At 55.6% G+C, this 24,894-nt stretch carries 24 protein-coding genes and 1 tRNA gene; 5 read left to right on the top strand and 20 right to left on the bottom strand.

Translation table 11 applies throughout. The annotated features are described in order from the left end of the window. Positions 1-57: 57 nt before the first annotated feature. The 7 genes from hisS to iscR form a co-directional block, all read right to left on the bottom strand. Complete coding sequence (gene hisS / locus LVD14_RS08670; RefSeq protein ID WP_237133692.1) at positions 58-1,350, bottom strand: histidine--tRNA ligase; 1,293 nt, start codon at positions 1,348-1,350, stop codon at positions 58-60. A 34-nt stretch (positions 1,351-1,384) separates the two neighbouring features. Continuing rightward, complete coding sequence (gene ispG, locus LVD14_RS08665) at positions 1,385-2,512, bottom strand: flavodoxin-dependent (E)-4-hydroxy-3-methylbut-2-enyl-diphosphate synthase (RefSeq protein ID WP_237133691.1); 1,128 nt, start codon at positions 2,510-2,512, stop codon at positions 1,385-1,387. 1 nt (position 2,513) lies between these two features. Further along, a complete protein-coding gene (locus LVD14_RS08660; RefSeq protein WP_237133690.1) occupies positions 2,514-3,383 on the bottom strand; it encodes a RodZ domain-containing protein in 870 nt (289 codons plus the stop codon). Between the two features lie 83 nt (positions 3,384-3,466). Next, complete coding sequence (gene rlmN / locus LVD14_RS08655; RefSeq protein ID WP_237133689.1) at positions 3,467-4,627, bottom strand: 23S rRNA (adenine(2503)-C(2))-methyltransferase RlmN; 1,161 nt, start codon at positions 4,625-4,627, stop codon at positions 3,467-3,469. A 35-nt stretch (positions 4,628-4,662) separates the two neighbouring features. Beyond that, positions 4,663-5,091 (bottom strand): nucleoside-diphosphate kinase, encoded by a 429-nt coding sequence (gene ndk, locus LVD14_RS08650; RefSeq protein WP_237133688.1) that lies wholly within the window; start codon positions 5,089-5,091, stop codon positions 4,663-4,665. Positions 5,092-5,153: 62 nt separating this feature from the next. After that, complete coding sequence (locus LVD14_RS08645) at positions 5,154-6,320, bottom strand: IscS subfamily cysteine desulfurase (RefSeq protein ID WP_237133687.1); 1,167 nt, start codon at positions 6,318-6,320, stop codon at positions 5,154-5,156. Positions 6,321-6,357: 37 nt separating this feature from the next. Further along, positions 6,358-6,831, bottom strand: coding sequence for a Fe-S cluster assembly transcriptional regulator IscR (gene iscR, locus LVD14_RS08640; RefSeq protein ID WP_237133686.1), 474 nt, complete (start codon positions 6,829-6,831; stop codon positions 6,358-6,360). A gap of 125 nt (positions 6,832-6,956) precedes the next feature. Between iscR and LVD14_RS08635 the strand changes: the two genes are divergently transcribed. Beyond that, positions 6,957-7,823, top strand: coding sequence for a PHP domain-containing protein (locus tag LVD14_RS08635; RefSeq protein ID WP_237133685.1), 867 nt, complete (start codon positions 6,957-6,959; stop codon positions 7,821-7,823). On the opposite strand, the gene LVD14_RS08630 is transcribed toward LVD14_RS08635, so the two are convergent. The 5 genes from LVD14_RS08630 to leuA form a co-directional block, all read right to left on the bottom strand. After that, on the bottom strand, positions 7,824-8,210 hold the full coding sequence (locus LVD14_RS08630) for a zf-TFIIB domain-containing protein (RefSeq protein ID WP_237133684.1): 387 nt from the start codon (positions 8,208-8,210) through the stop codon (positions 7,824-7,826). A gap of 159 nt (positions 8,211-8,369) precedes the next feature. Beyond that, positions 8,370-9,437, bottom strand: a complete 1,068-nt coding sequence (locus LVD14_RS08625; RefSeq protein ID WP_237133683.1) for a hypothetical protein — start codon at positions 9,435-9,437, stop codon at positions 8,370-8,372. Continuing rightward, positions 9,437-10,120, bottom strand: a complete 684-nt coding sequence (locus tag LVD14_RS08620) for a zf-HC2 domain-containing protein (protein WP_237133682.1) — start codon at positions 10,118-10,120, stop codon at positions 9,437-9,439. The genes LVD14_RS08625 and LVD14_RS08620 overlap by 1 nt, the downstream gene beginning before the upstream one ends. Then, on the bottom strand, positions 10,117-10,692 hold the full coding sequence (locus LVD14_RS08615; protein WP_237133681.1) for an RNA polymerase sigma factor: 576 nt from the start codon (positions 10,690-10,692) through the stop codon (positions 10,117-10,119). The genes LVD14_RS08620 and LVD14_RS08615 overlap by 4 nt, the downstream gene beginning before the upstream one ends. A 198-nt stretch (positions 10,693-10,890) precedes the next feature. Beyond that, positions 10,891-12,576 carry a 2-isopropylmalate synthase gene (leuA, locus tag LVD14_RS08610; RefSeq protein WP_237133680.1) on the bottom strand — a complete coding sequence of 562 codons (1,686 nt, stop codon included), beginning with the start codon at positions 12,574-12,576 and terminating at the stop codon, positions 10,891-10,893. Positions 12,577-12,953: 377 nt separating this feature from the next. Between leuA and LVD14_RS08605 the strand changes: the two genes are divergently transcribed. After that, the gene (locus tag LVD14_RS08605) at positions 12,954-13,430 is read left to right on the top strand and encodes an Lrp/AsnC family transcriptional regulator (RefSeq protein ID WP_237133679.1); all 477 of its coding nucleotides are present in this window, start codon (positions 12,954-12,956) and stop codon (positions 13,428-13,430) included. Between the two features lie 26 nt (positions 13,431-13,456). On the opposite strand, the gene LVD14_RS08600 is transcribed toward LVD14_RS08605, so the two are convergent. The 4 genes from LVD14_RS08600 to queA all read right to left on the bottom strand — a co-directional run bounded on the left by LVD14_RS08600 (position 13,457) and on the right by queA (position 17,494). Beyond that, complete coding sequence (locus tag LVD14_RS08600) at positions 13,457-14,278, bottom strand: LytR/AlgR family response regulator transcription factor (RefSeq protein WP_237133678.1); 822 nt, start codon at positions 14,276-14,278, stop codon at positions 13,457-13,459. After that, on the bottom strand, positions 14,265-15,332 hold the full coding sequence (locus tag LVD14_RS08595) for a sensor histidine kinase (RefSeq protein ID WP_237133677.1): 1,068 nt from the start codon (positions 15,330-15,332) through the stop codon (positions 14,265-14,267). The genes LVD14_RS08600 and LVD14_RS08595 overlap by 14 nt, the downstream gene beginning before the upstream one ends. Before the next feature lie 56 nt (positions 15,333-15,388). Next, a complete protein-coding gene (locus LVD14_RS08590) occupies positions 15,389-16,369 on the bottom strand; it encodes a malate dehydrogenase (RefSeq protein ID WP_237133676.1) in 981 nt (326 codons plus the stop codon). Between the two features lie 66 nt (positions 16,370-16,435). After that, complete coding sequence (gene queA / locus LVD14_RS08585) at positions 16,436-17,494, bottom strand: tRNA preQ1(34) S-adenosylmethionine ribosyltransferase-isomerase QueA (protein WP_237133675.1); 1,059 nt, start codon at positions 17,492-17,494, stop codon at positions 16,436-16,438. A gap of 131 nt (positions 17,495-17,625) precedes the next feature. On the opposite strand from queA, the gene LVD14_RS08580 reads away from it, so the two are divergent. Beyond that, a tRNA-Leu gene (locus LVD14_RS08580) sits at positions 17,626-17,712 on the top strand. 33 nt (positions 17,713-17,745) lie between these two features. Here the strand turns inward: LVD14_RS08580 and LVD14_RS08575 are convergent. Together LVD14_RS08575 and LVD14_RS08570 are read right to left on the bottom strand one after the other, a co-directional pair. Then, positions 17,746-18,567 (bottom strand): crotonase/enoyl-CoA hydratase family protein, encoded by an 822-nt coding sequence (locus LVD14_RS08575; protein ID WP_237133673.1) that lies wholly within the window; start codon positions 18,565-18,567, stop codon positions 17,746-17,748. Positions 18,568-18,608: 41 nt separating this feature from the next. Continuing rightward, the gene (locus LVD14_RS08570; protein ID WP_237133672.1) at positions 18,609-19,148 is read right to left on the bottom strand and encodes a YaeQ family protein; all 540 of its coding nucleotides are present in this window, start codon (positions 19,146-19,148) and stop codon (positions 18,609-18,611) included. 272 nt (positions 19,149-19,420) lie between these two features. On the opposite strand from LVD14_RS08570, the gene LVD14_RS08565 reads away from it, so the two are divergent. Both LVD14_RS08565 and LVD14_RS08560 read left to right on the top strand, forming a co-directional pair. Next, a complete protein-coding gene (locus LVD14_RS08565) occupies positions 19,421-22,561 on the top strand; it encodes a TonB-dependent receptor plug domain-containing protein (RefSeq protein WP_237133671.1) in 3,141 nt (1,046 codons plus the stop codon). Positions 22,562-22,563: 2 nt separating this feature from the next. Beyond that, positions 22,564-23,505 carry a hypothetical protein gene (locus LVD14_RS08560; RefSeq protein WP_237133670.1) on the top strand — a complete coding sequence of 314 codons (942 nt, stop codon included), beginning with the start codon at positions 22,564-22,566 and terminating at the stop codon, positions 23,503-23,505. Positions 23,506-23,546: 41 nt separating this feature from the next. Here LVD14_RS08560 and LVD14_RS08555 read toward each other — a convergent pair whose 3' ends face one another. Beyond that, on the bottom strand, positions 23,547-24,482 hold the full coding sequence (locus tag LVD14_RS08555; RefSeq protein WP_237133669.1) for a hypothetical protein: 936 nt from the start codon (positions 24,480-24,482) through the stop codon (positions 23,547-23,549). Continuing rightward, positions 24,479-24,814, bottom strand: a complete 336-nt coding sequence (locus LVD14_RS08550) for a PadR family transcriptional regulator (protein WP_237133668.1) — start codon at positions 24,812-24,814, stop codon at positions 24,479-24,481. The genes LVD14_RS08555 and LVD14_RS08550 overlap by 4 nt, the downstream gene beginning before the upstream one ends. Positions 24,815-24,894: the final 80 nt, after the last annotated feature.

Raw genomic sequence — 24,894 nt, 5'->3', positions numbered from 1 at the left:
CGCAGTGCGGGCATACTCAATTTAAGGCAGGCATCGTGTCCTACCGTTATCCTGCTGTCAAGCGCTTGCGTCTGGCGTGGCCAGGCGGCGCAGGGCGACCAGCAGACCAGCTTCATCCAGCTCAAAGGTATCGCCGGCATCGTCCAGTCGTCGCAGCCGTGCCGAAAGCCCATCACCTTCTACTGCATCAATGATGACAGCTGCACTGGCGCCGCTATTATATGCTTTCTTCAGCTGGCTGTTGAACTTGCCGCCGCCACAATGCATTGCCAGCCTGAGTCTGGGCAATTGCCGCCGCAGTGATTCCGCCAGCATCATCAGCGCGGACTGCGGCACTCCCTCTGAGCCCAGCAGATAGACATCCAGCGGCTGCATCAGGGAGGCAGGCACTTCGCCAGCGCTCTGCAGCAGCAGCACCAGGCGCTCCATACCAAAGGCCAGGCCTACAGCCGGCGTACCACGCCCACCCAGCTGCGCGACCAGCGAGTCATAACGACCACCAGCGCAGACCGTGCCCTGGGCACCCAGCTCATCCGTTATCCATTCGAAAACCAGATTATTGTAGTAATCCAGCCCGCGCACCAGCCTGGGGTTCTCAGTATAGGCCACGCCGTTGGCATCCAGCAGCGATTTAAGTGTCTGATAATGAACCGCTGTTTCTTCCGCAACATACTCAGACAGTTTAGGAGCATCTGCCAGGATCGTCTGTGTCTGGGGCACTTTGCTGTCCAGAATGCGCAGGGGATTGCTGTGCAGTCGCCGCTGACTGTCTTCATCAAGCTGGGCTTCATGTGACAGCAGGAAGGCTTTCAGCGCCGCGCCATAGGCTTTGCGATCTTCTGAAGTGCCGATATTGTTGATTTCCAGCCTGACAGCATGCTGCAGACCCAGTGCACGCCACAGCGCGGCAGATACCAGAATGATCTCGGCATCAATATCCGGGCCGGTCATGCCAAAGGCTTCGACACCTACCTGATGAAACTGACGGTACCGTCCCTTCTGCGGACGTTCATGGCGGAACATCGGACCACGATACCAGAGGCGCTGTTGCTGGTTGTACAGCAGGCCGTGCTGCTCGGCGGCGCGTACACAGCCAGCGGTGCCTTCAGGGCGCAGACTGAGTTCATCGCCATTGCGATCGGTAAAGGTGTACATCTCCTTTTCAACGATATCGGTCACTTCGCCGATAGAGCGTTTGAAAAGCTGGGTCTGCTCCAGCACCGGGAATCGAATCTCGCGATATCCGTAGCCCTGGACGATCTGCGAGACCACCTGCTCAATGTATTGCCACAATGCCGTGTCTGCGGGGAGTATGTCGTTCATCCCGCGAATTGCCTGGATCTTGCTCATAGATTTTCCAGCGACTCCTTGTCCAGTCTGCTCATCAGCCGCGAGCGATGATGCCTGCCGGCGCCTGCTCTGCCTCGGCCCTGAGTTTCTCTGCCACTCGCGCCCGCACCATGGCCTCAAGTTCATCCACCAGGGTCGCATTGTCCACCTTGTGGTGCGGCTTGCCATCGATATAGGCCAGGTTGTTGGGGCTGGCACCGGTCAGGCCGATCTCTGCCACTTTGGCTTCGCCCGGTCCATTAACGATACAGCCGATGACCGCAACATCCACGGGCGTAATAATGTCCTCAAGCCGGGCTTCAAGCTGATTCACGACACCAATGACATCAAAGTTCTGCCGTGAGCAACTGGGACAGGCCACAAGATTGACGCCTTTGCTGCGCAGCCCCAGGCTCTTGAGAATATCGAAGCCGACGCGAATTTCTTCCACGGGATCGGCCGCCAGCGAGATGCGGATGGTATCGCCGATGCCGTCCATCAACAGTGCACCCAGACCGATTGCCGACTTGACGGTGCCAGAGCGCAGACCGCCCGCCTCAGTGATGCCAAGATGCAGAGGCTGTTCAATCTGGCTGGCCAGTGTGCGGTATGCCTGCAGGGTCATGAATATTTCCGATGCCTTCAGACTGATCTTGAAGTCCTGGAAATCAAGTTTGTCGAGAATGTCGATCTGCGTCAGAGCCGATTCCACCATGGCGTCGGCAGTCGGTTCTTTGTACTTGCGCAACAGCGTCTTGCCCAGAGAGCCGGCATTAACACCGATGCGCAGCGGAATGCCCTTGTCGCGCGCAGCGTCTATGACTGCCCGGATGCGCTTTTCGCTGCCAATATTGCCGGGATTGATGCGCAGGCAGTCAACGCCATATTCGGCGACCTTCAGCGCGATCTTGTAGTCGAAATGAATATCCGCCACCAGTGGCAGGTCTACACGAGCCCGGATCTGGCGGAAGGCTTCGGCCGCTTCCATGCTGGGCACCGAGACCCTGACGATGTCAGCACCTACATTGGCCAGCCGTTGAATCTGGGCTACGGTGGCGTCCACGTCACAGGTTTCCGTATTGGTCATGCTCTGAACGGAAATCGGAGCACCACCACCCACAGGCACACGCCCCACCATGATCTGGCGGCTTTTGCGGCGTTTGATTGGCGATTCACTCATCATGTTACTGCATCCCCACACTCAGTCGGGCCGAGTCATCACTGCGAATGTTATTGCTGATATCCAGCGCGCGACCATTATAAACAACCGACGCGGCTCTGGCGTTGCCAAGATTCAATAAAAATGGCGCGGTGCCGGTGATCTTTAGTTTTTCACCCTGCTGGTGGGTATCCTGATAATTTTCTTCACCGCCACGGTGCTCCAGCTCTACCCAGCTTTCGTCGCTGAAGATGATCTCCAGTTCGTCAGAGCCTGGCCATGCCAGAGCCATGACTGACGCGTCACTGGCCGCTTCCGGCTCTACCGGGCTGTTGAACACCGGCACTTCATCTATTGGCTGATCTTCAATCAGGGCATTGCCCACTTCAGTTTCGTTGACCGCATTGCGCACGGCCTCATCCATCAGGGCATTGTCGACAGGCGGTGTCTCATCGCTCTGATTGATGAACCACAACGCGACTGCCATCACCACAAAAGCTATGCCAGAGACGATAATCCATGGCCGGTTTTTGTCACGACGCCGCCGCGTGTAGCGCTTGATGGCTTCTTCTTTACGGGCAGCCTTTTTATTGGTGAATTCATTGTATAGCTCGATCATCTGCTCTGGGTCGAGCTGCAGCACGCGCGAATAGCTGCGGATATATCCCTTTACGAACACATCACCCGGCAGCTTGTCGTAGCTATCGGATTCCATGCAATTGATGTAATGCATGGTCAGATTCAATTGTTCGGATACCTGCTTCAGAGACAGCTCCAGCGTTTCACGCTGCGTTCTCAGCAGATTGCCGGGCGTCTGGGCGGGAGCCGAGGATGGTGGCTCGACCTGCTCTTCAGACAGACCGGATTGATCCGATGTTTCGTCGTGTGTATTCATTGAATCCTATTTGGGACCTGTTTATTGAGAACCATGTTAGCTCGGCGCCTGACCTGATACCTGCACCGGCGTGCGATCAGTTGTCAGATTACGTTGTGCACATCCAGCCGATTGGCGGCCGATAACTCGGCCGCTTTGCGGTAACGTGCACTTCGCTTGGTCTGGTCAGCCACTTCGCCAACCAGCTGACCACAGGCCGCACCTATGTCGTCGCCACGCGTGGTTCGCACTGTAACAGTGTAGTCAGCCTGTTGCAGGATTTCCCTGAACGTGTTGACCGACGAATTGCTTGGCCGACGGTAATCCGACTGCTCAAACGGATTAAACGGGATGAGATTGATCTTGCAGGGAAAGTCCTTCAGCAACGCCGCCAGCTCTCTGGCGTGCTGACGATGATCGTTGACGCCGGCGATCAGCGTGTACTCAACAACCGGTACCCGTTTATCCGGCAGACTAGCCATATAGTCCTTAACACTGCGCAGAAGTTCCCGGATAGGGTATTTTTTGTTAACCGGCACAATCTGGTTGCGCAGCTCGTCATTGGGTGCGTGCAGCGAAATGGCCAGCGATGCATCGGTATAATCTTTCATTCGGTCAATGGCAGGGACAACACCTGCGGTGCTGACCGTAACACGACGCTTGGACAGACCGTAGGCATTGTCTTCCATCATCAGATGCAGTGCATCCATGACATTGTCGAAATTGAGCAGAGGTTCACCCATGCCCATCATGACAATATTGCTGACCGCCCGATTGCTTTTACCGGCGCCTGCGCGAGGTTCGGCAAAACCATTGAGACGGTGATTGGCCCACCAAAGCTGACCGATGATCTCTGCCGTGGTCAGGTTACTGTTAAAGCCCTGTTTGCCGGTTGCGCAGAAACTGCAGTCCAGCGTACACCCTGCCTGAGAAGAAATGCACAGCGTAGCTCGACCAGCCTCAGGAATATAGACTGTTTCCACCCGGCTGCCACTGGCAACCTGAACGATCCATTTATAACAGCCGTCGCTGGACAGGTATTCCTGAACAACGTTTGGCAGGCGGATCTCCGCGTTGGTCTTGAGTTTGTCGCGCAGACTCTTGCTGATGTCTGTCATCGCATCAAAGTCGGTGACACCACGCTGGTGTATCCACTTCATCACCTGCACGGCACGAAACGGTTTCTCATCCATGGAGACAAAGTAAGCCTGCAGCTTGGGCAGGCTGAGTCCCAAAAGATTGGTTTTAGTGACCGTTTCGCTCATCAGTGATTTCCCGGATCGCTCAGTGCCGCTGCTAATCAGCCGCGCGGGCAGATCTCTGAGTCATTGAAAAAGTAGGCGATTTCGCGCGCCGCAGACTGTGCAGAATCGGAACCGTGCACGGCATTGGCATCGATGGATTTGGCGAAATCAGCACGAATGGTACCTGGCTTGGCTTCTGCAGGGTTGGTGGCACCCATCAGCTCGCGGTTCATGGCCACTGCGCCTTCACCTTCCAGCACCTGAACCATGACCGGGCCAGAGGTCATGAACGCGATCAGATCCTTGAAGAATCCGCGCTCTTTGTGCTCGGCGTAGAAACCGCCAGCGCTCTCGTCGGTCAGTTGCACCATCTTGGCAGCAACGATGCGCAGGCCGGCTTTCTCGAATCGGGAGTAGATCTCGCCGATCACATTTTTGCCGACTGCATCAGGTTTGATGATTGATAATGTACGTTCAGTTGCCATTGTTCAGCTCCACAGCATTTCGCGTCTTAAGTCGCGTGTATAAAAGGCGCGCATTATACTGGTTATCGTGGCTGTAATTCTACAGCTCTGAGACGAGGCACCATTTCCAGCACGGCTGCGATGGCCGTATCGATGTCCTGTTCGGTACTGAAGCGTCCTACCGAGAAGCGCAGCGCCGCCTGGGCCAGCTCGTCAGGTACGCCTATGCCACGCAACACATAGGAAGGCTCCATGGTCGCCGACATGCAGGCAGAGCCGGACGATACGGCGATGCCACGCAGCGCCATCAGCAGTGACTCACCGTCCACATCGGAAAATGCGACATTGATGATGCCGGGTGCATGCTGCTCCGGATGACCGTTAAGCTTCCAGCCATCCAGCTTCGACAGCCCTTCAAGAAACCGTTTGCGCAGCGCCGTGAGGCGGCGGTGATCTGCCTCCAGTTCTGCTGCAGCATACCGGAAGGCATCACCCATGCCGGCAATCTGATGCGTCGGCAGCGTGCCCGAGCGCATACCCCGCTCATGGCCACCACCGTGAATCTGCGCGACCAGATCGACCCTGGGCTCACGACGCACATACAGCGCGCCAATACCTTTGGGCCCGTAAATCTTGTGCGCCGACAGCGACAACAGATCGATGGGCATCTGGCCCAGGTCTATTGGCAGCTTACCCGCGCTTTGTGCCGCATCCACATGAAATATAACGCCTTTACTTCTGCAAACCTCACCCAGAGCATTAACATCGTTGGCCGTTCCCAGCTCGTTGTTGACGTGCATCAGCGACACCAGGATGGTATCCGGGCGAATGGCCTCAGCCAGGGCCGCCGGCTCAATGCGCCCGGTGTTGTCAGACTTCAGGTAGCTGACCTCAAAACCAAGAGTTTCCAGGTATCGACAGCTGTCCAGGACGGCTTTGTGTTCGATGGCAGAGGTAATGATGTGTTTGCCGCGATCGGCATGAAACTGCGCCACACCCTTGATGGCGAGGTTGTCTGCCTCAGTGGCGCCCGAGGTCCAGACAATCTCACGAGGGTCACAGTGCAGCAGATCTGCCACATCGCGGCGGGCGTTTTCGACAACTTCTTCTGCCTGCCAGCCAAACAGATGCGCACGTGAGGCGGGATTGCCGAATTGACCATCCAGCGTCAGGCATTTAGCCATGCGCTCGGCTACCCTGGGATCAACAGGGGTAGTGGCGGCGTAGTCCAGATAGACGGGTAATTTCATCAACTCTCCTGAATACAACCCTGATTACAAGCTGATATCAGGACGACAGGCGCATGTCGCGAACGATCACTTCCCGCCGTTCATCCTGACTGTCGGCTATGCGTTGAACGTCATGACGGCTCATCAGGTCGGCCAGACTGATACCGCCCAGAAACGTGTGAATCTGCTGACTCAGATCCTCCCACAGATGATGTGTGAGACAGATCTCGCCCTGCTGGCAGTTGCCCTGCCCCTGACAACGAGTGGCGTCAACCGACTCATCCACAGCGTCGATGATATCCACGACTGCGATATCGGCGGTGCTGCGCCCGAGTCGGTAACCACCACCGGGGCCGCGCACGCTTTGCACCAGTTCACGCCGCCGCAGGCGGGCGAAAAGCTGCTCAAGGTAGGACAAAGAAATGTCCTGCCGCATTGAAATGTCCGATAAGGTCACCGGCTCGCGACCCGCATGGATAGCCAGATCCAACATAGCGGTCACGGCATAGCGGCCTTTTGTGGTCAGTCGCATACGCTAAAAAATCCATAAAGAATGGGTAGCCAGCTGTTTGACGATTATGGAATACCACAGTAATTTAATCAACTATTCGGCCGGGAGCGTTTACACCGGCCAGCAGCTGGCGTAGTCTGCACGCCATGATAGATCTGCACTCACATACCCGCTTTTCTGACGGCCATCTGGATACCGCCACGCTGCTGCAACGCGCCTCATCGCTTGGCATCCAGCAATTGGCCATTACAGACCATGACTGTGTGGATGCCCACCTGCAGATTGCATCGGGTGCGGTGGATGTACCGGATCAGCTGGATATCATCCCCGGCACAGAGATTTCCACACGCTGGGACAACCAGGAGGTGCATGTTCTTGGCCTGATGGTGGATATCAACAACGCCACGCTCTCTGAGCTGCTGGCACAACAGCAGCAACGACGGCAGGAACGCGCTGCGAAGATTGGTATTCAGCTTGAGCGTGCCGGCCACTGTGGCCTGCAGACCTGGCTGCAGTCACTGGGCTGCACTGCGGTAAGCCGCGTACATGTGGCAGAGTTTCTGGTGCATCAGGGTGTTGTCAAAAGCAAGCAGCAGGCCTTCAGCAAATACCTGGCCAAGCGCGGACGCGCGTACGTGCCGGCAGAGTGGTGCTCAATATCAGAAGCAGTCGAGGCGATTCAGGCTGCGGGCGGCGTCGCAGCGCTAGCACACCCGGATCGTTACCCGCTAAGCCGCCCCAAATTTCGACGACTCATTGATGAGTTTGTTGACGTGGGTGGCGACGCCCTGGAGGTCAGCTACTCGAACCTCAACCAGGACATGCTCAAAAATCTGTCGGTCATTGCCGCTGATCGGAAGCTGTGGGCCACTGTCGGCTCAGACTTCCACTCACCCGAGCACACGTGGATGGATCTGGGCAAGGTGAGACGCTTACCCGAGATATGCAGGGACCAGGGGATCTGGCGACATCCAAGATGGACACAATTCGCCAGACCCGCGGCTGAAGACTGATTAGCGACGACGGATCGCTGCGATCACACCCTTGAAGATATCCATCAGGGTTTCGTGTTTGTAGTCGGTAAATTCTCCGGCATCCATGAACATGCCATGCTCTTCGCAGGCCTCGTATTCAAGGTGGGGCTGTTTGCGATCGTTCAGCTTCTGCATGGATTTGCCGCAGCGCGGGCACTGAATATCACGGACTCGATTGTAAGTTTTGCCTACACGTGGATCGCCACTGTCCAGAAAATCAGACATCCAGGACTTTTTAAGCTGCTCTGCCTCACCGTTGTCAAACCACAGGCCCTGACAACCGGAACACTGATCGATCACGACGGTGCCATGCAGCACCTCAACAGATCGCTCTATCATTTTGGCATTACATTTCGGGCATTCCATTTTATTCTCCTTGTTGTGCAGCGCCCCCATGCTGTGGAGGACTCCTTGCATCAGGGCTTATTGTTATTGCGTCAGCGAGAAAACGCTGCGTGATTCCATTCTATAAGATTACTCTGGCGGCTAACAGCGCCTGAGCTCAATTCATCGAGTACTTCTGCGTCAATAGTCGTAGGTCAATGCCCGCTGCGCCAGGGCTTCACCGGTCAACTCGCCCTGCTGGCATCGCTGCAGGTCCTGCTGATCGATGACATGGATACGATCCAGCCGCTCACCACTATCCAACTGCTGCCCTGTGCCAACCAGAACCAGGCTGAGGTGTTCACCGGACGGCAGCTGCCTGAGGCCAGCAGCATAATCGCACACAGTGCCAAACAGTCGCTGCTCGAATGCAGCCAGATCGCGCTGCCACTGTTGCTGCTGCTGATCACGCAGTGCCTGCTGTCGCTGTCGCAACTCGGCCATCTGCTGTTGTGACCGTTCAGCCAGCGCCAGCATCTGCTGTTCAATTTCTTCACGCATGGACTGCCAGCGCTCCAGCGTGGCGTCATCTGGCAGCGCCTGCGCCTGCACTGCCTCTTCGCGCACTGCGTCGCGCAGTTGCATGGCCCGGTCCAGCTGGGTGTTCAGTTCTGCCCGCAGGGACGAAAGCTCACTGGCAATTGCCCGAACCGCATCAGCATCCAGTAGCTCAGCCTGCTGCAGTTGCTGCACCACGGTTGCCGCCTCCGACAGAGAGCGCTGAATGGCAGGCTCAAACTCGAATGACGACAATGCCTGCAGACGCCCCCGATAGAACTGTGCCACCTCATCGGTGCGCAGGCTGAGCGCCATGGCATCACGCACTGCCTCGAAGTCGGGACGCTCGACAACGCCGCGCTCCAGCATGACACCCAGCTGTTCACCAAGCTCGCTAAGCGACTGACTGAGCGTGTCCATGGATGCCTCGGGCCAACCACCGCGCTGCAATGGCGTGGTCACCTGCAACACTACGCCCTGCCCCTGCAGATATCGCCCGGTGACATCACCATTGCGGGGGCTGAAGATTCCCTGACGCTGGTTCAGGTCGAGACTTTCGCGAAGCACACCACTGAACACGTCAACCGGGCGACGCATGTCATGACCAGCTGCGACATCCTGAGAGTTTTGTGCCGCGATGCTGCCAGCAGTCAGAGTCAGCGCCGCCAGCAGGGCCACCGATGTCAAAGGCCGTCGCAAGATAGGTTCCATTACTGAGCCTCCTGATACTGAACAAACGATGCCAGCTGCTGCACGGAATTGACTGTCTGGTAATTGCGGTTCAATAGCTGCCTGAATCCAGCCTCCATCTGGCGCATGTCCTGCTCGCGCTGTTGTTCGATGTACTGCACAAGCTGAACCAGACTGTCGGCACTGGTTTCGCCGAACTGTGCCAGGGCCTGTTCTACCATCTGCTGATTGGCGAGCTGTTGCTGCTCGGCAAAATCGGCCAGATAGTTGTCGAGAGACTGAGTCTGCATCGTTGCGCCATCTCTGCCCACAAAACTCAGCTGCCAGCCCTGGTCATTTACGTTGATCTGCACCTGGAACACGACCGCGACGGCCATGACCAGCGACGCCGCCAGTGGCCCCCACTGCAACCAGCGCGCCCGGCCGGCAGATTCAGCGGCCGGTCGTTGACCGCCCTCGTCATGCCGACTATTCGGCGACGACGCCATACCTTTATCCTGCTGCATGATCCTGGCAGGTTTCCACTGCGGCACTGGCTCATCGCGCCATTGCGCAAGCATGACTGCCGCCGGTGACAGCTCGTGAACCGCCTGCTGACAGTCAGCGCAGCCCAGCAAATGCTGGTCAATTTGCTGCCGGCGTGCCGCATCCGCATGATCGTCGAAATAGTCGGCGATTAAATGGGGGGTCTGATCACAGCTCATGGCGTGCTCTCCAGTAAGGATTTCAGTTTCTTCAAGGCCGCGTAGAAGCGCGTTTTTGCCGTGTTGGCGGAAATAGACTCAATCTCGGCAATATCATCAAACGTCAGTTCCTGAAAAATTTTCAGCTCCACAACCAGGCGCTGTTCAACTGGCAGTTGCTGCAACACACGCTGGATGCGAGCGTTACTCTGTTGCTCCTGCAAGTGACGATCCGGAAGCTCAGCTTCATCATCTGCCTGAGGCACTTCGGCATGCACCTCATCATCCAGCGTCGTCACAACAGGTCCAGCCTGCCGCCGCCTGGCCATATCAACCGCCTTGTTGTGGCCTATGCGAAACAGCCAGGTAGTCAGTTGTGACTGGCCGCGAAAGTTCTCCAGGTTGCGATACAGACCCAGAAACACTTCCTGCATCAGATCCCTGGCGTCGTCCGGATTGCCGGTAAACCGCAAACTGAAGTTGTACACCTGCCTTTCATGGCGGCGAACCAGTGCATTCCAGGCTGTCAGCGAGCCGTTCAGCGCGGCAGCAATGAGAACCTCATCACTAGTGTCTTGGATTGTCTGTTTCATGTGCCTGCTGGATTGGTCGCAGTGGAGGAAGAAAAAGTTTGGCTTGTGCCGGAGAGAAGTATGCTACGAACTGGCATGCAATGAACAGTGATGATGCCCTGCCGGACTGAACCGCAAGGCTGTGTACATACAAAAACGCCCGCGGCAACGAATAGCACCACGGGCGTCTGTTTAAAAGGGCAAAGAGCCCGGTAAATTTCAGGCAGCGTTGCGTTGCCGCGCTTCGTCAATCAGTTGACCGGCAGCACGCAGCAGCGCATTGAGCGAGGAGCTGACAATGTCCCGACTGATGGCCACACCAGTGTAACGCTCCAGACCATTCTTCAATTGAATGTAGGTAACCGCCTCAGCATCAGCACCCTGACCCAGAGCGTGCTCACCGTATTCCATGATTTCGAAATCAATGTCGGTGGCTTTTTTGATGGCTTCAACGAATGCATCAACAACACCGTCGCCTTCACCTTCAATATCCAGCTCCTTGTCAAAGCAGTTCAGTACCGCCTTAAAGCGTTCGCGATCGCCCACTTTTTCAAATTTAAAATTTTGCAGCTGTACATCCTGATGACTGCTCAGGTAGGTGTCCTTGAACAAGGTCCAGATCTTGTCCGGCGCAATCTCCTGGCCGGATGTTTCCGCCTCCTTCTGCACCACCCGGCTGAAATCAATCTGCAGCCAGCGCGGCAGATTGAAACCAAACTTGCTCTGCAGCACGTAAGCGACGCCGCCCTTGCCTGACTGACTGTTGACCCGAATCACATCCTGGTAGGTACGGCCGAGATCCCGCGGGTCTATCGGCAGGTAGGCAATCTCCCAGGTTTCGCCTTCTTTATACAGGTCGAGACATTTCTTGATGGCATCCTGATGGCTGCCTGAGAATGCAGTGAACACCAGATCTCCAGCATAGGGTTGGCGCGGATGCACATCGATCTGTGTACAGGCTTTGCTGACGGTGCAGATCTTGTCCATGTCGCTGAAATCCAGACGCGGGTCGACACCCTGGCTGTACAGATTCATCGCCATGGTGATGATATCCATATTGCCGGTGCGCTCGCCGTTGCCCAGCAAGGTACCTTCAATACGATCTGCCCCTGCCATTACGCCGAGCTCGGCAGCGGCGACTGCACAACCACGGTCATTGTGGGTGTGCAGACTGACAATGACCGAGTCGCGCCGGTCTACCTTGCGGCAGAACAGCTCAATCTGATCGGCGAACACATTGGGCGTTGCCATTTCAACAGTGGCCGGCAGATTGATGATACAGGGTGAGTCGGGGGTCGGTTGCCACACATCAATGACGGCATTACAGACATCCACTGCGAAGTCGACCTCGGTACCGGTAAAACTTTCGGGCGAGTATTGAAATACCCACTCGGTTTCTGGATTAAGAGCCGCGTGACGTTTAACTTCGCTGGCCCCGCGGACTGCGATATCAATAATGCCCTGCTTGTCGGTTTTGAATACTTTCTGACGCTGTACTACCGAGGTCGAGTTATAGACATGGACAATCGCACGCTTGACACCTTTCAATGCCTCATAGGTGCGTGCGATCAGTTCAGGCCGAGCCTGGGTCAGCACCTGCACCGTCACATCATCGGGAATGCGGTCTTCTTCGATCAGATGACGAACGAAATCGAAGTCGGGCTGTGACGCTGAAGGAAATCCTACTTCAATTTCCTTGAATCCTATCTCCAGCAACAGGTCGAACATCTGTTTTTTCTGCGCTACTGACATTGGCTCAATCAGGGCCTGATTGCCATCGCGCAGATCCACACTGCACCAGCGAGGCGCAGTTGTGATCACCTGATCCGGCCAGCTACGGTCCTTAAGACCCACAGGTGTGAATGCAGGGTATTTACGATGATCGAATCGATTGTGTTCCGACATGCGGTGACTCCAGTTGCTTTCTTCTAACGCTTGACGCGATTGCCCGTTGCTGTTGCTACCAGTGTGAAATCCATCTTACTGGGTCCGTGCCCTGTTCCGGCAGGCGAACTGACGCTGGTGGCGTCAGGATGTCAGTGTGGCTGAGCGGCGCTCTGTTTAAGCTTCGACTCCATCACTGCCCATCTGGCCTGGCACCCGACAGAAGGATCATTCTGTCTGGGTTGGACTCCGAATCATGTTCGGCCGGATGTTGCATAGAATAGTCGGATGCCTTGAGTGATTCCACCACTAATTTACGCCATATTTCGATATTATTGGACTTTATAACTACAATTATGATTTATTGTGGATATATTCACCAAGTAAAGCGAAATACCATGGATTTAGACAAGCTGGATCGACGAATTCTTCAGGAACTGCAGCGAGACGGCGCCATTACCAATCTGGAACTGGCAGAGCGTGTTGGCCTGTCGGCAACCCCTTGCGCACGCCGCGTTAAACGGATGCAGGATGAGGGCCTGATAGAACGTCAGTCCACCATCCTCAGCGCCTCTGCCCTTGGCCTTAAACTCAGCGCGCTGGTGCAGGTAAGCATGGATCGCCACACACCGGATCGCTTTGAGCGATTCGAGTCCGAGATCCTGAAACACCCTGAAGTCATCGAATGCCTGCTGATCACCGGACAATCGGCAGATTATCAGTTAAAAGTGGTGGTGCCGGATATGGACTATTATCAGGAGTTCCTGCTCAACACCCTGACCCGTATTGAGGGAGTTGCCGATGTCCACTCCAGCTTCATCATGCGCAAAGTACTTGATACCACGGCCCTGCCCCTGACACATCTGAAAGGATGACAGGCGTAAATCAGCTCAGACTGGCATCAAAAGAAGTGTTTGACCTTGTCTTTGTAGCTGCGGCTCATTTTCAGCGAGGTACCGCAGCTCAGGGTCAGATGGAACTCGCCATTGATATGTGAGGACACTTTCTCTACCCGATCAAGATTGACGATCGTGGAGCGGTGAACACGTTGAAATACGCCTGGGTCGAGTTGTGATTCAAGTTCTTTCATGGTCGTACGCATGATCAGCGTATCGCCTTTCACATGTACACACATGTAATCGCCGGCAGCATCAATCCAGTCAATATCGCGCACCGATACAAAGGTCGTGGATGAACCGTCCTTGATTGCCAGTTTTTCGCCATAACGCATCATCGGATTGCCGCTGCTCATCAGCTCAACGATGGCCTGTTCCGACTTGCCCGTCAGACTGATAACAATATCCAGAAGCTGGCGTTTCTCCTGATCGTCGCGCCCATGATCCAGGCGCTCCCGCACTTTGTTGACAGCCTGCTGCAAACGCTCGACTTCGATGGGTTTTAACAGATAATCGACCGCGTGAATGTCAAAGGCATTCACCGCGTACTCGTCATAGGCCGTCACAAACACAATCAGCGGCATATTATCCTGCTGAAGCTGCTCAACCACGTCGAAACCCGTCATACCCGGCATCTGAATATCCAGAAACATCAGATCGGGTTCCTTTTCGGCGATCATCTCCAGTGCTTCGCGACCATTCTGACAACTGCCGACGACTTCGACGCCGTCGATGTCAGCAAGACGCAGTTCCAGACCCTGCCTGGCCAGAGCCTCATCATCAACAACCAGGGCACGTATCAACTGTTTGGAATTATCTGGTTTCATAGGGAATCACTACCGTTACCTTAAATCCTTTTGGATCCTGTGGAGAGAACAGAAACTGGTGCTCGTCACCGTAAATCTCCTGCAATCTGTCACGGATATTTTTTAATCCTACCCCAATGGACGTCGGATCGCCCACGGCACCGGGGCCATCGTCGGCGACCGTAATACACAGCTTATTGCGATCACACGGCGACGCGCTGATCCAGATGGTACCGCCATTTTCGTGACGTGCAATGGCGTATTTGATGGAGTTTTCGACCATCGGCTGCAGCAGCATGCTGGGTACCAGTGCCTGACGGACGCTAGCGGCCAGATCATATTCAACCCGCAGGCGTTCTTCAAAACGGACCTTTTCTATATCGAGATACAGGTTAACGCTGGCCAGCTCATGCTCAAGCGTGACTTTGTCCAGAGGGTCGTGCTCCAGTGAGTAACGCAGGAACTTGCTGAGACGGGTCACCATCGCATTGGCCTGGTCGGTCGACTGCACCAGAATCAGCGTCGAGATGGCATTGAGTGTATTAAACAGAAAGTGTGGATTGAGCTGATAGCGCAGCATGCGCAGCTGTGCTTCGTGCGCCAGAGACTCTGAGCGCAGACTTTTTTCGCGCTCGTAATGGAACAGCTGATAATACTTCATCATGAAGTACAGCATGCTCCACAACAGCAGCAGTGACATGGATATCGGCAGCCAGTTGCTGAACGTGTTCCAGCCATAACCGGTCAGATCCACACTGGCGCCAAAATCGGAATCGGTAATCAGCACCTTGATGGGTCGCCAGGCCTGCGAGGCCAGCCAGCAGCCAAGCATCACCGCCAGAAAACGGACATACACCGGCCGATCCCAAACACTTCGGTACAGATAACGCAGCGCCGTGGTCAACGCCATGCCTATCAGGGCATCAACGACAAAAACATTGACGCGCTCAAGAATGTATTCGCGAGGAACAAATGTGAGGTCGCGCAGCACCAGCATCACGATCCACGTCATCCAGCCCAACAATTGAAAGGACCAGAAACGCAGTTCACGACGCCAGTTAATGCGGATGTTCATGTTGCGGACTCGAGAATGCGGCGATGACTCACACAGTCACCGCCGCCAGCCCGGAATCAGGGAAGCAGGTGCGCAACACCGTTGCGTTCTTCTTCCAGCTCCTTCTCGGTTTTTTGCATCAGGCCACGGCTGAAATCACTGATATCCAGACCCTGTACGATGGTGTACTGACCATTGTCGCAGGTGACCGGGAATGAGTAGATCAGGCCTTCGGCGATACCGTAGCTGCCATCGCTGTGAATGCCCATGCTAACCACCTTGCCATTGGTGCCCAGGGCCCAGTCACGCATGTGTTCGATGGCCGCATTGGCCGCTGATGCAGCTGAGGACAGACCACGCGCCTTGATGATGGCGGCGCCGCGCTGCTGAACATTGGGGATGAAGGTGCTTACCAGCCAGTCCTGATCAACCAGGTCGGCCGCCTTTTTGCCAGCCACTGTAGCGTGGTTGATATCCGGGTATTGCGTAGCGGAGTGGTTACCCCAGATGATGATGCCATCAACGTCAGTGCTGTGCTTACCTGTCTTTTCGGCCAGCTGCGCGATGGCGCGGTTGTGGTCGAGACGAGTCATGGCCGTGAACTGACCGGGTTTGAGGTCTGGTGCGTTACGGTATGCGATCAGCGCATTGGTATTGGCCGGGTTACCAACAACCAGCACTTTAACATCGCGGCTGGCATTGTCATTGATGGCCTTGCCCTGTGCCGAGAAAATCGCAGCGTTGGCTTCGAGCAGATCTTTGCGCTCCATGCCTGGGCCGCGGGGACGTGCGCCTACCAGCAGGCAGTAATCGGCGTCTTTGAATGCAACATTGGCGTCATCGGTCTGAACGATGTCGTGAACCAGCGGAAACGCGCAGTCTTCCAGCTCCATGACGACGCCTTTCAGCGCTTCCAGTGCCGGTGTAATCTCAAGTAACTGCAGGATGACGGGCTGATCTTTGCCCAGCATCTCGCCTGCAGCGATACGGAACAACAATGAATAACTGATCTGTCCTGCTGCCCCGGTGACAGCAACGCGAACGGGTGCTTTAGCCATGATAAAACCCTTGTAAAGTCTGTATTTAAGGTGTTACTTGAAGATTAGAGGGGGCAGAGTATACCACTACCGAATGAACATGGCATCGCCGTAACTGAAGAAGCGGTAACGCTGGCTGATTGCCTCAGCGTAGGCAGCCATGACCTTCTCACGCGACGCAAAGGCACTGATCAGCATCATCAGCGTCGACTTCGGCAGATGAAAATTGGTGATCATCGCGTCCACTACCTGAAACTGGTAGCCAGGGTAGATAAAGATATCCGTATCGCCCTGATAGGGATTTATCGTCCGCTCCACATCGATGTCGCCGCCCGCCTTCAGCGCTGCCGATTCGAGGCTGCGAACCGACGTTGTGCCAACGGCAATGACACGCCCGCCGCGGGCACGGCATGCCGCGATCTGCCCGCAGACGCTCGCCGGCACATCAATCCACTCACTGTGCATGCGATGCTCAAGCACATTTTCGCTACGCACCGGTTGAAACGTGCCCGAACCAACATGCAGCGTGACAAAAGCCATGTCGACGCCTCGCTGTTTGATTGCATCAAGCAGGGGGTCGTCAAAATGCAGTCCAGCCGTGGGTGCCGCGACGGCGCCCGGATTGCGTCCATAAACTGTCTGATAACGGCTCTGGTCCGCCTGCTCATCAGGTCGATCAATATAGGGCGGCAGTGGCATATGGCCGTAGCGATCCAGCAGATCAACTGCCGGTGCATCTGCAGGAAAGCGCAGATGAAAAAATTCGCCCTGTCTACCGAGCACTTCCACAGTCAGCCCGGCATCGTTGTCACTTGCCTCCAGTATCAGCTGCATACCGGGGCCGGGTGATTTACTGGCACGCACCTGAGCCAGCGCTTCGTGTTCGCTCAGCAGCCGCTCAATCAGAACTTCAACCTTGCCGCCGGTTGCCTTTTGCCCATGCAGGCGAGCGGGCAGCACCCGGGTATCGTTAAATACCAGCAGATCCTCGGCCTGCAGCATGCTCACAATGTCGCTGAACACGTGGTGGGAAACAGCGCCGCTGTTGCGATCAAGACACAGCATGCGACTGCCACTGCGATTGGCCGCAGGGTAGTGAGCGATCAGCTCGTCAGGCAGTTGATAATCAAAGTCGGATAGTTTCATAAGGGCGGCAAGTTTGCCCGATTCGTCGAAGCTTGCCAAGCTCTGACAGCACCACAGGAGGCTGCGAAACAGCCATTGTCAGATGTTGCAATGTTGTTATAATGGCGCCCTTCTGCACAAGCACACATCCTGCCGGAGTGGTGAAATTGGTAGACACGTCGGATTCAAAATCCGATGCCCTTAAAAGCGTGCCGGTTCGAGTCCGGCCTCCGGTACCATCTTTCTTCTGCTTGCTCCGATCCACAGACTATCTAGACATCCTGAAATTTCGGTGCTCTTTTCTGAAAGTAGGCCGCCACTGCTTCGTTCTGGTTGGCTGAACCAATCAGGCGATGAATTTCTTCCCGTTCGGCCGCAAACTGTTCTGCAGCCTGCTGCCTGAGCTGTCGTGTCAGCAAACGCTTGGCAGCTCTGACCGCATCCGGACTGCGACTGGCAATTTCTGCAGCCAGCGCCTGCGCTTCCACCAAAGGCTCATCTGACAGCCGTGTGACCAGTCCCAGGCCATGCCCTTCCGCTGCCGTCAGCACACGTGCTGTGTATACCAGTTCGCGCGCGACATCCGGCCGCACCAGACTACCCAGCATCAGTGTACCTGTCATGTCGGGGATCAGGCCCCAGTAGACTTCGCGGACTGACAGCTGGGTGCCCGGGTGGGCAATCCGAATATCTGCGCCCAGTGCGATCTGCATGCCTCCGCCGAGCGCATGTCCATGCAGTGAGGCGATTACAGGCACCGGCACTTCCTGCCATACCCAGCAGACCTGCTGGGCGAGATGCGTGATGCTGTCACTGGACACCATGGTGCCGATTGTGGAGGTCTCTCCGTCGCGCTCAGACATTCCCTTGAACGAGGCAAAATCGAGCCCTGCGCAGAACGACTCGCCTTCTCCGGACAAAACAACAGCTCTCAGTCCTGACATGGTTTTCAATGCTTCGCCAGCCGCCGCCAGTGACAAAAACAGATCATCGTCCAGTGCGTTGCGCTTGTCCGGTCGGTTCAAGCGCACATGGGCGACCCCGTTACTCAGACTCACTGCGACTCTGTTTTCCCTGATACCCTCAATATGCATGACCTGGCCCCTTACTGATTCTGCCTGGATGAATGACTGATCTAGTTAACTGTCTGCAGCTCTTCCAGCGCAAACTCGTACTCGCCTGTTTCGGCAGCGACATAGACGGTTCCACCGGAAATGGTTACTGACATATCCATGGTTCGCTGCAAGACCTCGGCCAGTTGCTGAAGAGGCGCCCAGGGGAATCGACTGACCGATACCCTGAGCCCGGCGAACTCTTGTTGATGCTGGCTCCACCAGACAGCAGATTTAGTGTTGAAAGCATAAACCTTGACGTCGCGCGCCAGACGGCTGGCCTTCTTGATGCGATCGAAAGCCGGCTCACCCACATCGATCCAGAGCGCAATACCGCCATTAAGGTCTTTTGCCCAGACGTCAGGCTCATCTGTGTCACTGAGCCCTTTGCAGAAAGTAAGTTGCTCACTGGCATTGAGACAGTAAGCCAGCACGCGGACCAGCATGCGTTCTAGTGTCTCTGACGGGTGCCTGGCAACCGTCAGGTTCAGGGAATCATAATATTCCCTGTCCAGATCACTGAGGGCAATCGTGAATTTGTGAATACTGGGTTTTGTTGCCATGAATTGCCTGCCAGTGCTGCGAACGAAAGTGTCTTGCCCCAAATAATACCTTTAATCATCTGGACTGTCCCTAGTTGCGATCGCCCTTCCCGTCACCAATCTGTCATTCACAAAAAATTCATTGAGCTGCCACATAACCGCCACTGATCTGTCACCAAGTCAGGCTAATCTCCATGGCTTCCGGCACCCAGCCGGATCGTAAAACATTACTTCCGGCCCTCTTCGGAAATTAGAAATCAGTCTATTTCAACCACGCCTTTGGAGTCCATAACATGAACAAGCCATTCCCACACATGGCGGAAGTCCCGGTCTCTGTGGAGACCAGCAAATCCCTTAATATTCCAGGTTTCGGCAAACGACCACTGGCAATGCTAGTGCAGCTTAGTGTGACCGGACTGCTGCTTGGAGCGGGTTCTGCAGCCATAGCACAAACCCCGACAAGCAACGCCATTCCTGAAATTCAGGAAGTGGTGGTGACCGGTTCAAACATACGCCGTGCAGAAAACGATGGCACCGTGCCTGTATCAGTTATTGGCGAAGAAGCCATGGAGGTCAGGGCAGCTGTTCTGCCCGTTGACCTGCTGACCTCGTTACCGTCGGTGGTAAACCTGCCAGAAAACGAGACCCGCCTCGGGTCGTCTGGCGCCCGCGGCGACAACGCCAACATCAATCTGCGCAATATGGGTGCCACTGCAACACTGGTCCTGGTCAATGGCAGACGCATGTCCATTAACCCGATGACGGCGGGCCTGTCGCAGGCAGTCAACGTGAACCAGTTGCCAACACAAGGGGTTGAGCGCATTGAAGTGCTGCGCGATGGTGCATCCTCAATTTATGGTTCAGACGCCGTTGGCGGTGTCATCAACTACATCATGAAGCGCGAGATTGATGGCGTTGAAGTATCGCTGCAGCAAGGCGGCACTGAACACGGCGGCGGTGAGAACACACAGTTGGCACTGACCTTTGGTTCGACCGACCTGGCTAACGGTCGCGGCCGTTTTATCGGCAGCATTGAAGCTTTGAACCGGGATAGCATTGCCCTGAGTGAACGGGATTTCAGTCGTACTTCCTTTAACAGCGACAAGGTACCAGCCCCGTTCAACAACCTGGGCGGCAGCTTTGATGGACGCTCTGCGCGAGGCTACTGGCCCACTTTCCGAATTGGCAGCAGCACAGCGAACAACTACTTTAGACCAGTGAACGGCGCACCAACTTTGACCAACAGCGCCCCTTCACGTGCCAATAATCCCGAATTTTTCCTCGACCTGAATCAGTTTGGTTTCGCCTCACCGGAAGTAAAGCGCGGCAATGCCTACCTGGCTGGTGAATACGACATTTCGCCTTCTGTCACCGTATTTGCCGAAGCTGGCTATTACATGGCTGAATCAACCATGAAACGTCAGCCACTGGCATTGAATGCACCAACCTCAGACAAGCTGATGGTCATGCCGATCGACAATCCCTACAACCCTTACGGATCTCGTTTCTATCACCCTGCCGGCCTGGCGAACGCAGATGGTACGCCGCGACTGACTGGTCAGCCACGTACTGTCAGCTTTACTCAGATGACGCTGGCCGGGCTGTCACCAGAACTGATCACAACTGAATCCGATGTTGTACGCTTTGCTACTGGCCTGAAGGGGTCGTTTGGCGCCACCTGGACCTGGGAAACATCGCTGTTCTACAACCAGGTCAACGGCAATGATGAAGCCTACCCTGACGTGCGCGAAAGCCTGCTTCAGGACGCCATTGGCCGCACAGATGCCAGTGCCTACAACCCATTCGGTTACACATTTCGGGTCCAGGGCAACGCTGTCGTCGCCGACGCACCCTACAACAATCCGCAGGCGACCGTAGATTCATTCAGCGACACTTTTGCGCGCGAAGCACAAAGCTATATCGCCAGCTTCGACGCAAAGACCTCAGGCACTCTGTTCAGCTGGTGGGGTGGTGATGTCATGGCTGCGTTTGGCGTTGAACACCGTCGCGAAGATCTGGAAGACATCCGTCCCCCTTTCAGTGGTGAGAACCCTGCAAGCTCGGGACTGGATACAACCAACAATGATTTCCTGCTTCACCCGCCACGTCCTGATGTATTTGGCAGCCGTGACGTCACCAGCGCCTTTGCTGAAGTGATGATACCGCTGATTAATGAGGATGCAGACATACCGCTGATGAACCGACTGGAACTCAATGTGTCGGCTCGCACCGAACAGTACAGCGACTTTGGTAATACGACCAAACCAAAAGTTGGCGTCAACTGGAAACCTGTTGACTGGTTGATGTTGCGCGCCTCGCGCAATGAAGGATTCATGGCGCCCAGTCTGGCAGCTCTGTATACCAGCCCGCGCTGGACCATCACCGCTGGTGCTGGCGATATTGACGCCTACCGCAACCCCGCACTGAATGAAGGTCCCTACGTCATGCGCACCTATTTTGGTGGCAACCCGGACCTCATGGCCCAGGAATCCAAGGGTGACACCGTAGGACTGGTATTCGATGCGCCATTTATGGATGGTCTCACCATGAATGTCGACTGGTGGCGCATTCGTCGCAGCAATCTGCTGGGCCAGCGTAGTGTGGCTCAGATCAATGAAAGTGACACCGCACTGTTGCGCGCCTACACTCAGCAACAGCTGGCCGCAGGTGTGCCTGCTGACCAGATTGATCTGGGCAGTGGCACTGCAAATTATAAAGGCGATCGCGATGTCGAGCGTTTTGCGCTGACACCCGAAGACCGTGCAGCGTTTGCCGCCTACAACGCAGCAAACCCGAACAACCCTGTCGCGCCTGCCGGACGCATCTTCTCGCGCAACCGCCCCTTCCTGAACCTGTCGACCAGCGAGCACAGTGGTGTCGACTTTGGCTTCCGGTACGAACTGAGAGGCCTGTCGTTTGGTGACATGGTTTTCAGTTCCGAGTGGGCCTACCTGAACAAGGCTGAAGATACGCTGGCGCCAGCTAACGTCGAACCAACCGTCAACAACCAGCTGTATGGCAATGGTGCAGCGAAATGGCGCAGCACCAGCAATATCTTCTGGCGCAATGGCGCATGGAATGCGGGCCTGGGTATCTATCATGTAGGTGAGACACATGACACTGGGGCAACAACCACCCAGGCCGTGTATGAGTCTCTGGGCCAGCCCGACTACATCGAGCCGTTCTTTACGCAGGGTAGAACCGTTTATCGCCGTGTAATCGACAGCTTCGTCACCTACAACCTGACTGTAGGTTACCAGTTCGATAACACTGCCTCGCCCCTGCTGCGCGACACGCGCGTGCGCGTGGGTGTCATCAACCTGACCGACAAAGAACCACCGCTGTCCTCAGACAATTTTGGTTATGACCCATCTGTCAGTCAGTCACTGTTGTCCGGCCGCAGCTGGAACATTCAGCTTACCCGGAGGTTCTGATTATGCATAATGACAACTCAATGCCCGAGGCGACTGTCACTCGTCGTCAGGTCTTGCTGACACTGGGCGCTACCGCAGGTGCGCTCGCCATTGGTACCGGAGTATCAAGTCTGGCACGCCCTGCCGCTGCTGCTGCGTCAACTGACGCGGCAGCAGAAACAAACCCTGGTCTTACCAAACACGGCCTGGTCGCTGACGAACTGCAACGCTGGCAAATCAGCCATGCAAATCAGGGCGTGGCAGTCGATGCAGATCACTTCTACGGTATCGGCAATCATGCACTGGTCAAGCATCGCAAGGACACAGGCGCACTGGTCGGTGAATGGATGGGTCCTCGCGACGGCGCCATCATCCACCTGAATGCCGGCTGGGTCGACGGTGACAAACTGGTCGTGGCGCACTCTAACTTTCCGCAACTGCCAATGGCCAGTTCACTGGAAACCTATGACAGAAACAGCCTGCAACCCGTGGCGACCTACAGCCTGGGTATACGCCTTGGATCGCTGACCTGGGCAGTCCGGCACCAGGGATTCTGGTGGGCATGTTTTGCCAACTACAACGACAATGGAACCACTCCGGGATTTGATCAGCGCTGGACGCACGTGGGCAAGTTCGACGATAAATGGCAGATGCTGGAGTCATGGCTGTTTCCGCCCCAGATCGTTGCGACCTGGGGCGACAGTGCCTGTTCCGGCGGAGACTGGGGCGACGACGGCTTACTGTATGTGACCGGCCACGACGCGGCCGAACTTTATGTACTTCGCCTGCCCCGACAGGGTGTCACGCTTGAGTATGTGACCACCATTGATGTGCCCTTTGAAGGTCAGTCATGGGCCTGGGACCGCAATGCCCGAGGCGAGCGAATCATTTATGGCATCAGTCGGGCACGACGTGAAGTCATAGTGGCGCGCATTCCGGAACTACCTTCGACTCTGCTGGGCTGATCTGAGCGATCAGGGTTCATGGACCAGGCGGCGCTGATACGTCAGCGCCGCTGTACCACTTTGTAACCCTGCACCAGTAGATCCGCCAGCAGCCCCAGAACCCAGATCCAGAGAACGATTGTGCTGACGCGCAACAGACCTTCTGGCAATTGTGGATATGCCTGCAGCAGGGCCTCCGCGGGCATTGACAGACAAAGCGCGATGCCAAATGCTGTCAGTGCGTCTGCCACCATGATCATTGCGCGCTTGCCCTTGGTCCAGTGGGGTTTGAACAGAAGAACAAGATACACGGCAAGTACCACTACCGCCTGAATTTTCAACCAGCCGATGAGCGTGATAAAACGATTATCCTGTTCACCGGACAATACCGCCGCACTGAATTCTGGTGACAACCGGTGCAGTATGACCAGCCATACTGCCACCAGAATACTGACCAGGATGCTCGAGAGCAGCGTCTCGCGCTCAGCCATTGCTGGTGGCAGCGAATCCGGATTCCATCGCTGCAGTGTGCCGGCATTTACCAGGTAGCGATCCGCAATATGAAATCCCAGCGTGATGAACACCAGCCAGTTCACAGCAAATGACCAGGCCTCACTGAAGCCAAACCCCAGATTGACAGCACGCTGCTCAGTCATCACCCCCCATGTGACATCCGCCACGATGCTCCAGACAATTGCAACCACATAAATGAGTGCAGTCGCAGCCAGCAGATAAGTGACCACTTTGCGATACAGTGGATATAAAGCTGCACTGACCAGTGCACCATTGGCGCCATAGCGTGTAGCTACCTGCATGGGATGTCCAAACTCCCGCAGCAGGTCATGCCACTCCGCGTCAGTCAGCGGCCGTTCGCGATCCGCCTCAAGTTCAAGCACTTCCTCTTCCAGTAACGACTGCAGTTCTTCCGCGACATCATCGCGATTTTTTGCTGGCAGGTAGCGCTTGATTTCTGCCACGTAGCGATCGATCCAGTTCATGATGATGACTCCTGTACGGTGTGCATGACCTTATTGAGTGTCTGCCATTCCTGCTTCAATGCATTGAGAACCTTCTGTCCATCTACCGACATCCTGTAGTAACGTCGCCGCCTGCCCTGTTCATCACTCCAGCGACTATCCAGCAGGCCATGACTCTCAAGCCGGCGCACCAGCGGGTACAGGGTGCCCTCTTCGATGGCCAGTCCGTCAGCCTGCAGTTTTTGACGTAGCGAGTAGCCATAGTGCTCTTGACGCAACGCAGTCAGGACAATCAATGCCAGGCTGCCGCGTCGCAATTCTAGGCGCATGGCCTCCAAACGATCTTCACTCATGTGCTACCTCTCTAAAGGACTCTGCCTCAGGGCTGCTGCATTACATGATCCAGCTCGCGAGAGATCCGTACTTAACCTGG

Origin of the sequence: Pseudohongiella sp. O18 (assembly GCF_021729085.1) — a bacterium.
Lineage (GTDB): Bacteria > Pseudomonadota > Gammaproteobacteria > Pseudomonadales > Pseudohongiellaceae > Pseudohongiella.
Note: the sequence above shows the minus strand (reverse complement) of the source record. Positions and strands in the feature narration are given on the sequence as shown.

Coding starts and splice junctions, on each gene's coding strand:
- hisS (WP_237133692.1), bottom strand. CDS start 1,350: ATGAGCAAGATCCAGGCAATTCGCGGGATGAACGACATACTCCCCGCA.
- ispG (WP_237133691.1), bottom strand. CDS start 2,512: ATGATGAGTGAATCGCCAATCAAACGCCGCAAAAGCCGCCAGATCATG.
- LVD14_RS08660 (WP_237133690.1), bottom strand. CDS start 3,383: ATGAATACACACGACGAAACATCGGATCAATCCGGTCTGTCTGAAGAG.
- rlmN (WP_237133689.1), bottom strand. CDS start 4,627: ATGAGCGAAACGGTCACTAAAACCAATCTTTTGGGACTCAGCCTGCCC.
- ndk (WP_237133688.1), bottom strand. CDS start 5,091: ATGGCAACTGAACGTACATTATCAATCATCAAACCTGATGCAGTCGGC.
- LVD14_RS08645 (WP_237133687.1), bottom strand. CDS start 6,320: ATGAAATTACCCGTCTATCTGGACTACGCCGCCACTACCCCTGTTGAT.
- iscR (WP_237133686.1), bottom strand. CDS start 6,831: ATGCGACTGACCACAAAAGGCCGCTATGCCGTGACCGCTATGTTGGAT.
- LVD14_RS08635 (WP_237133685.1), top strand. CDS start 6,957: ATGATAGATCTGCACTCACATACCCGCTTTTCTGACGGCCATCTGGAT.
- LVD14_RS08630 (WP_237133684.1), bottom strand. CDS start 8,210: ATGGAATGCCCGAAATGTAATGCCAAAATGATAGAGCGATCTGTTGAG.
- LVD14_RS08625 (WP_237133683.1), bottom strand. CDS start 9,437: ATGGAACCTATCTTGCGACGGCCTTTGACATCGGTGGCCCTGCTGGCG.
- LVD14_RS08620 (WP_237133682.1), bottom strand. CDS start 10,120: ATGAGCTGTGATCAGACCCCCCATTTAATCGCCGACTATTTCGACGAT.
- LVD14_RS08615 (WP_237133681.1), bottom strand. CDS start 10,692: ATGAAACAGACAATCCAAGACACTAGTGATGAGGTTCTCATTGCTGCC.
- leuA (WP_237133680.1), bottom strand. CDS start 12,576: ATGTCGGAACACAATCGATTCGATCATCGTAAATACCCTGCATTCACA.
- LVD14_RS08605 (WP_237133679.1), top strand. CDS start 12,954: ATGGATTTAGACAAGCTGGATCGACGAATTCTTCAGGAACTGCAGCGA.
- LVD14_RS08600 (WP_237133678.1), bottom strand. CDS start 14,278: ATGAAACCAGATAATTCCAAACAGTTGATACGTGCCCTGGTTGTTGAT.
- LVD14_RS08595 (WP_237133677.1), bottom strand. CDS start 15,332: ATGAACATCCGCATTAACTGGCGTCGTGAACTGCGTTTCTGGTCCTTT.
- LVD14_RS08590 (WP_237133676.1), bottom strand. CDS start 16,369: ATGGCTAAAGCACCCGTTCGCGTTGCTGTCACCGGGGCAGCAGGACAG.
- queA (WP_237133675.1), bottom strand. CDS start 17,494: ATGAAACTATCCGACTTTGATTATCAACTGCCTGACGAGCTGATCGCT.
- LVD14_RS08575 (WP_237133673.1), bottom strand. CDS start 18,567: ATGCATATTGAGGGTATCAGGGAAAACAGAGTCGCAGTGAGTCTGAGT.
- LVD14_RS08570 (WP_237133672.1), bottom strand. CDS start 19,148: ATGGCAACAAAACCCAGTATTCACAAATTCACGATTGCCCTCAGTGAT.
- LVD14_RS08565 (WP_237133671.1), top strand. CDS start 19,421: ATGAACAAGCCATTCCCACACATGGCGGAAGTCCCGGTCTCTGTGGAG.
- LVD14_RS08560 (WP_237133670.1), top strand. CDS start 22,564: ATGCATAATGACAACTCAATGCCCGAGGCGACTGTCACTCGTCGTCAG.
- LVD14_RS08555 (WP_237133669.1), bottom strand. CDS start 24,482: ATGAACTGGATCGATCGCTACGTGGCAGAAATCAAGCGCTACCTGCCA.
- LVD14_RS08550 (WP_237133668.1), bottom strand. CDS start 24,814: ATGAGTGAAGATCGTTTGGAGGCCATGCGCCTAGAATTGCGACGCGGC.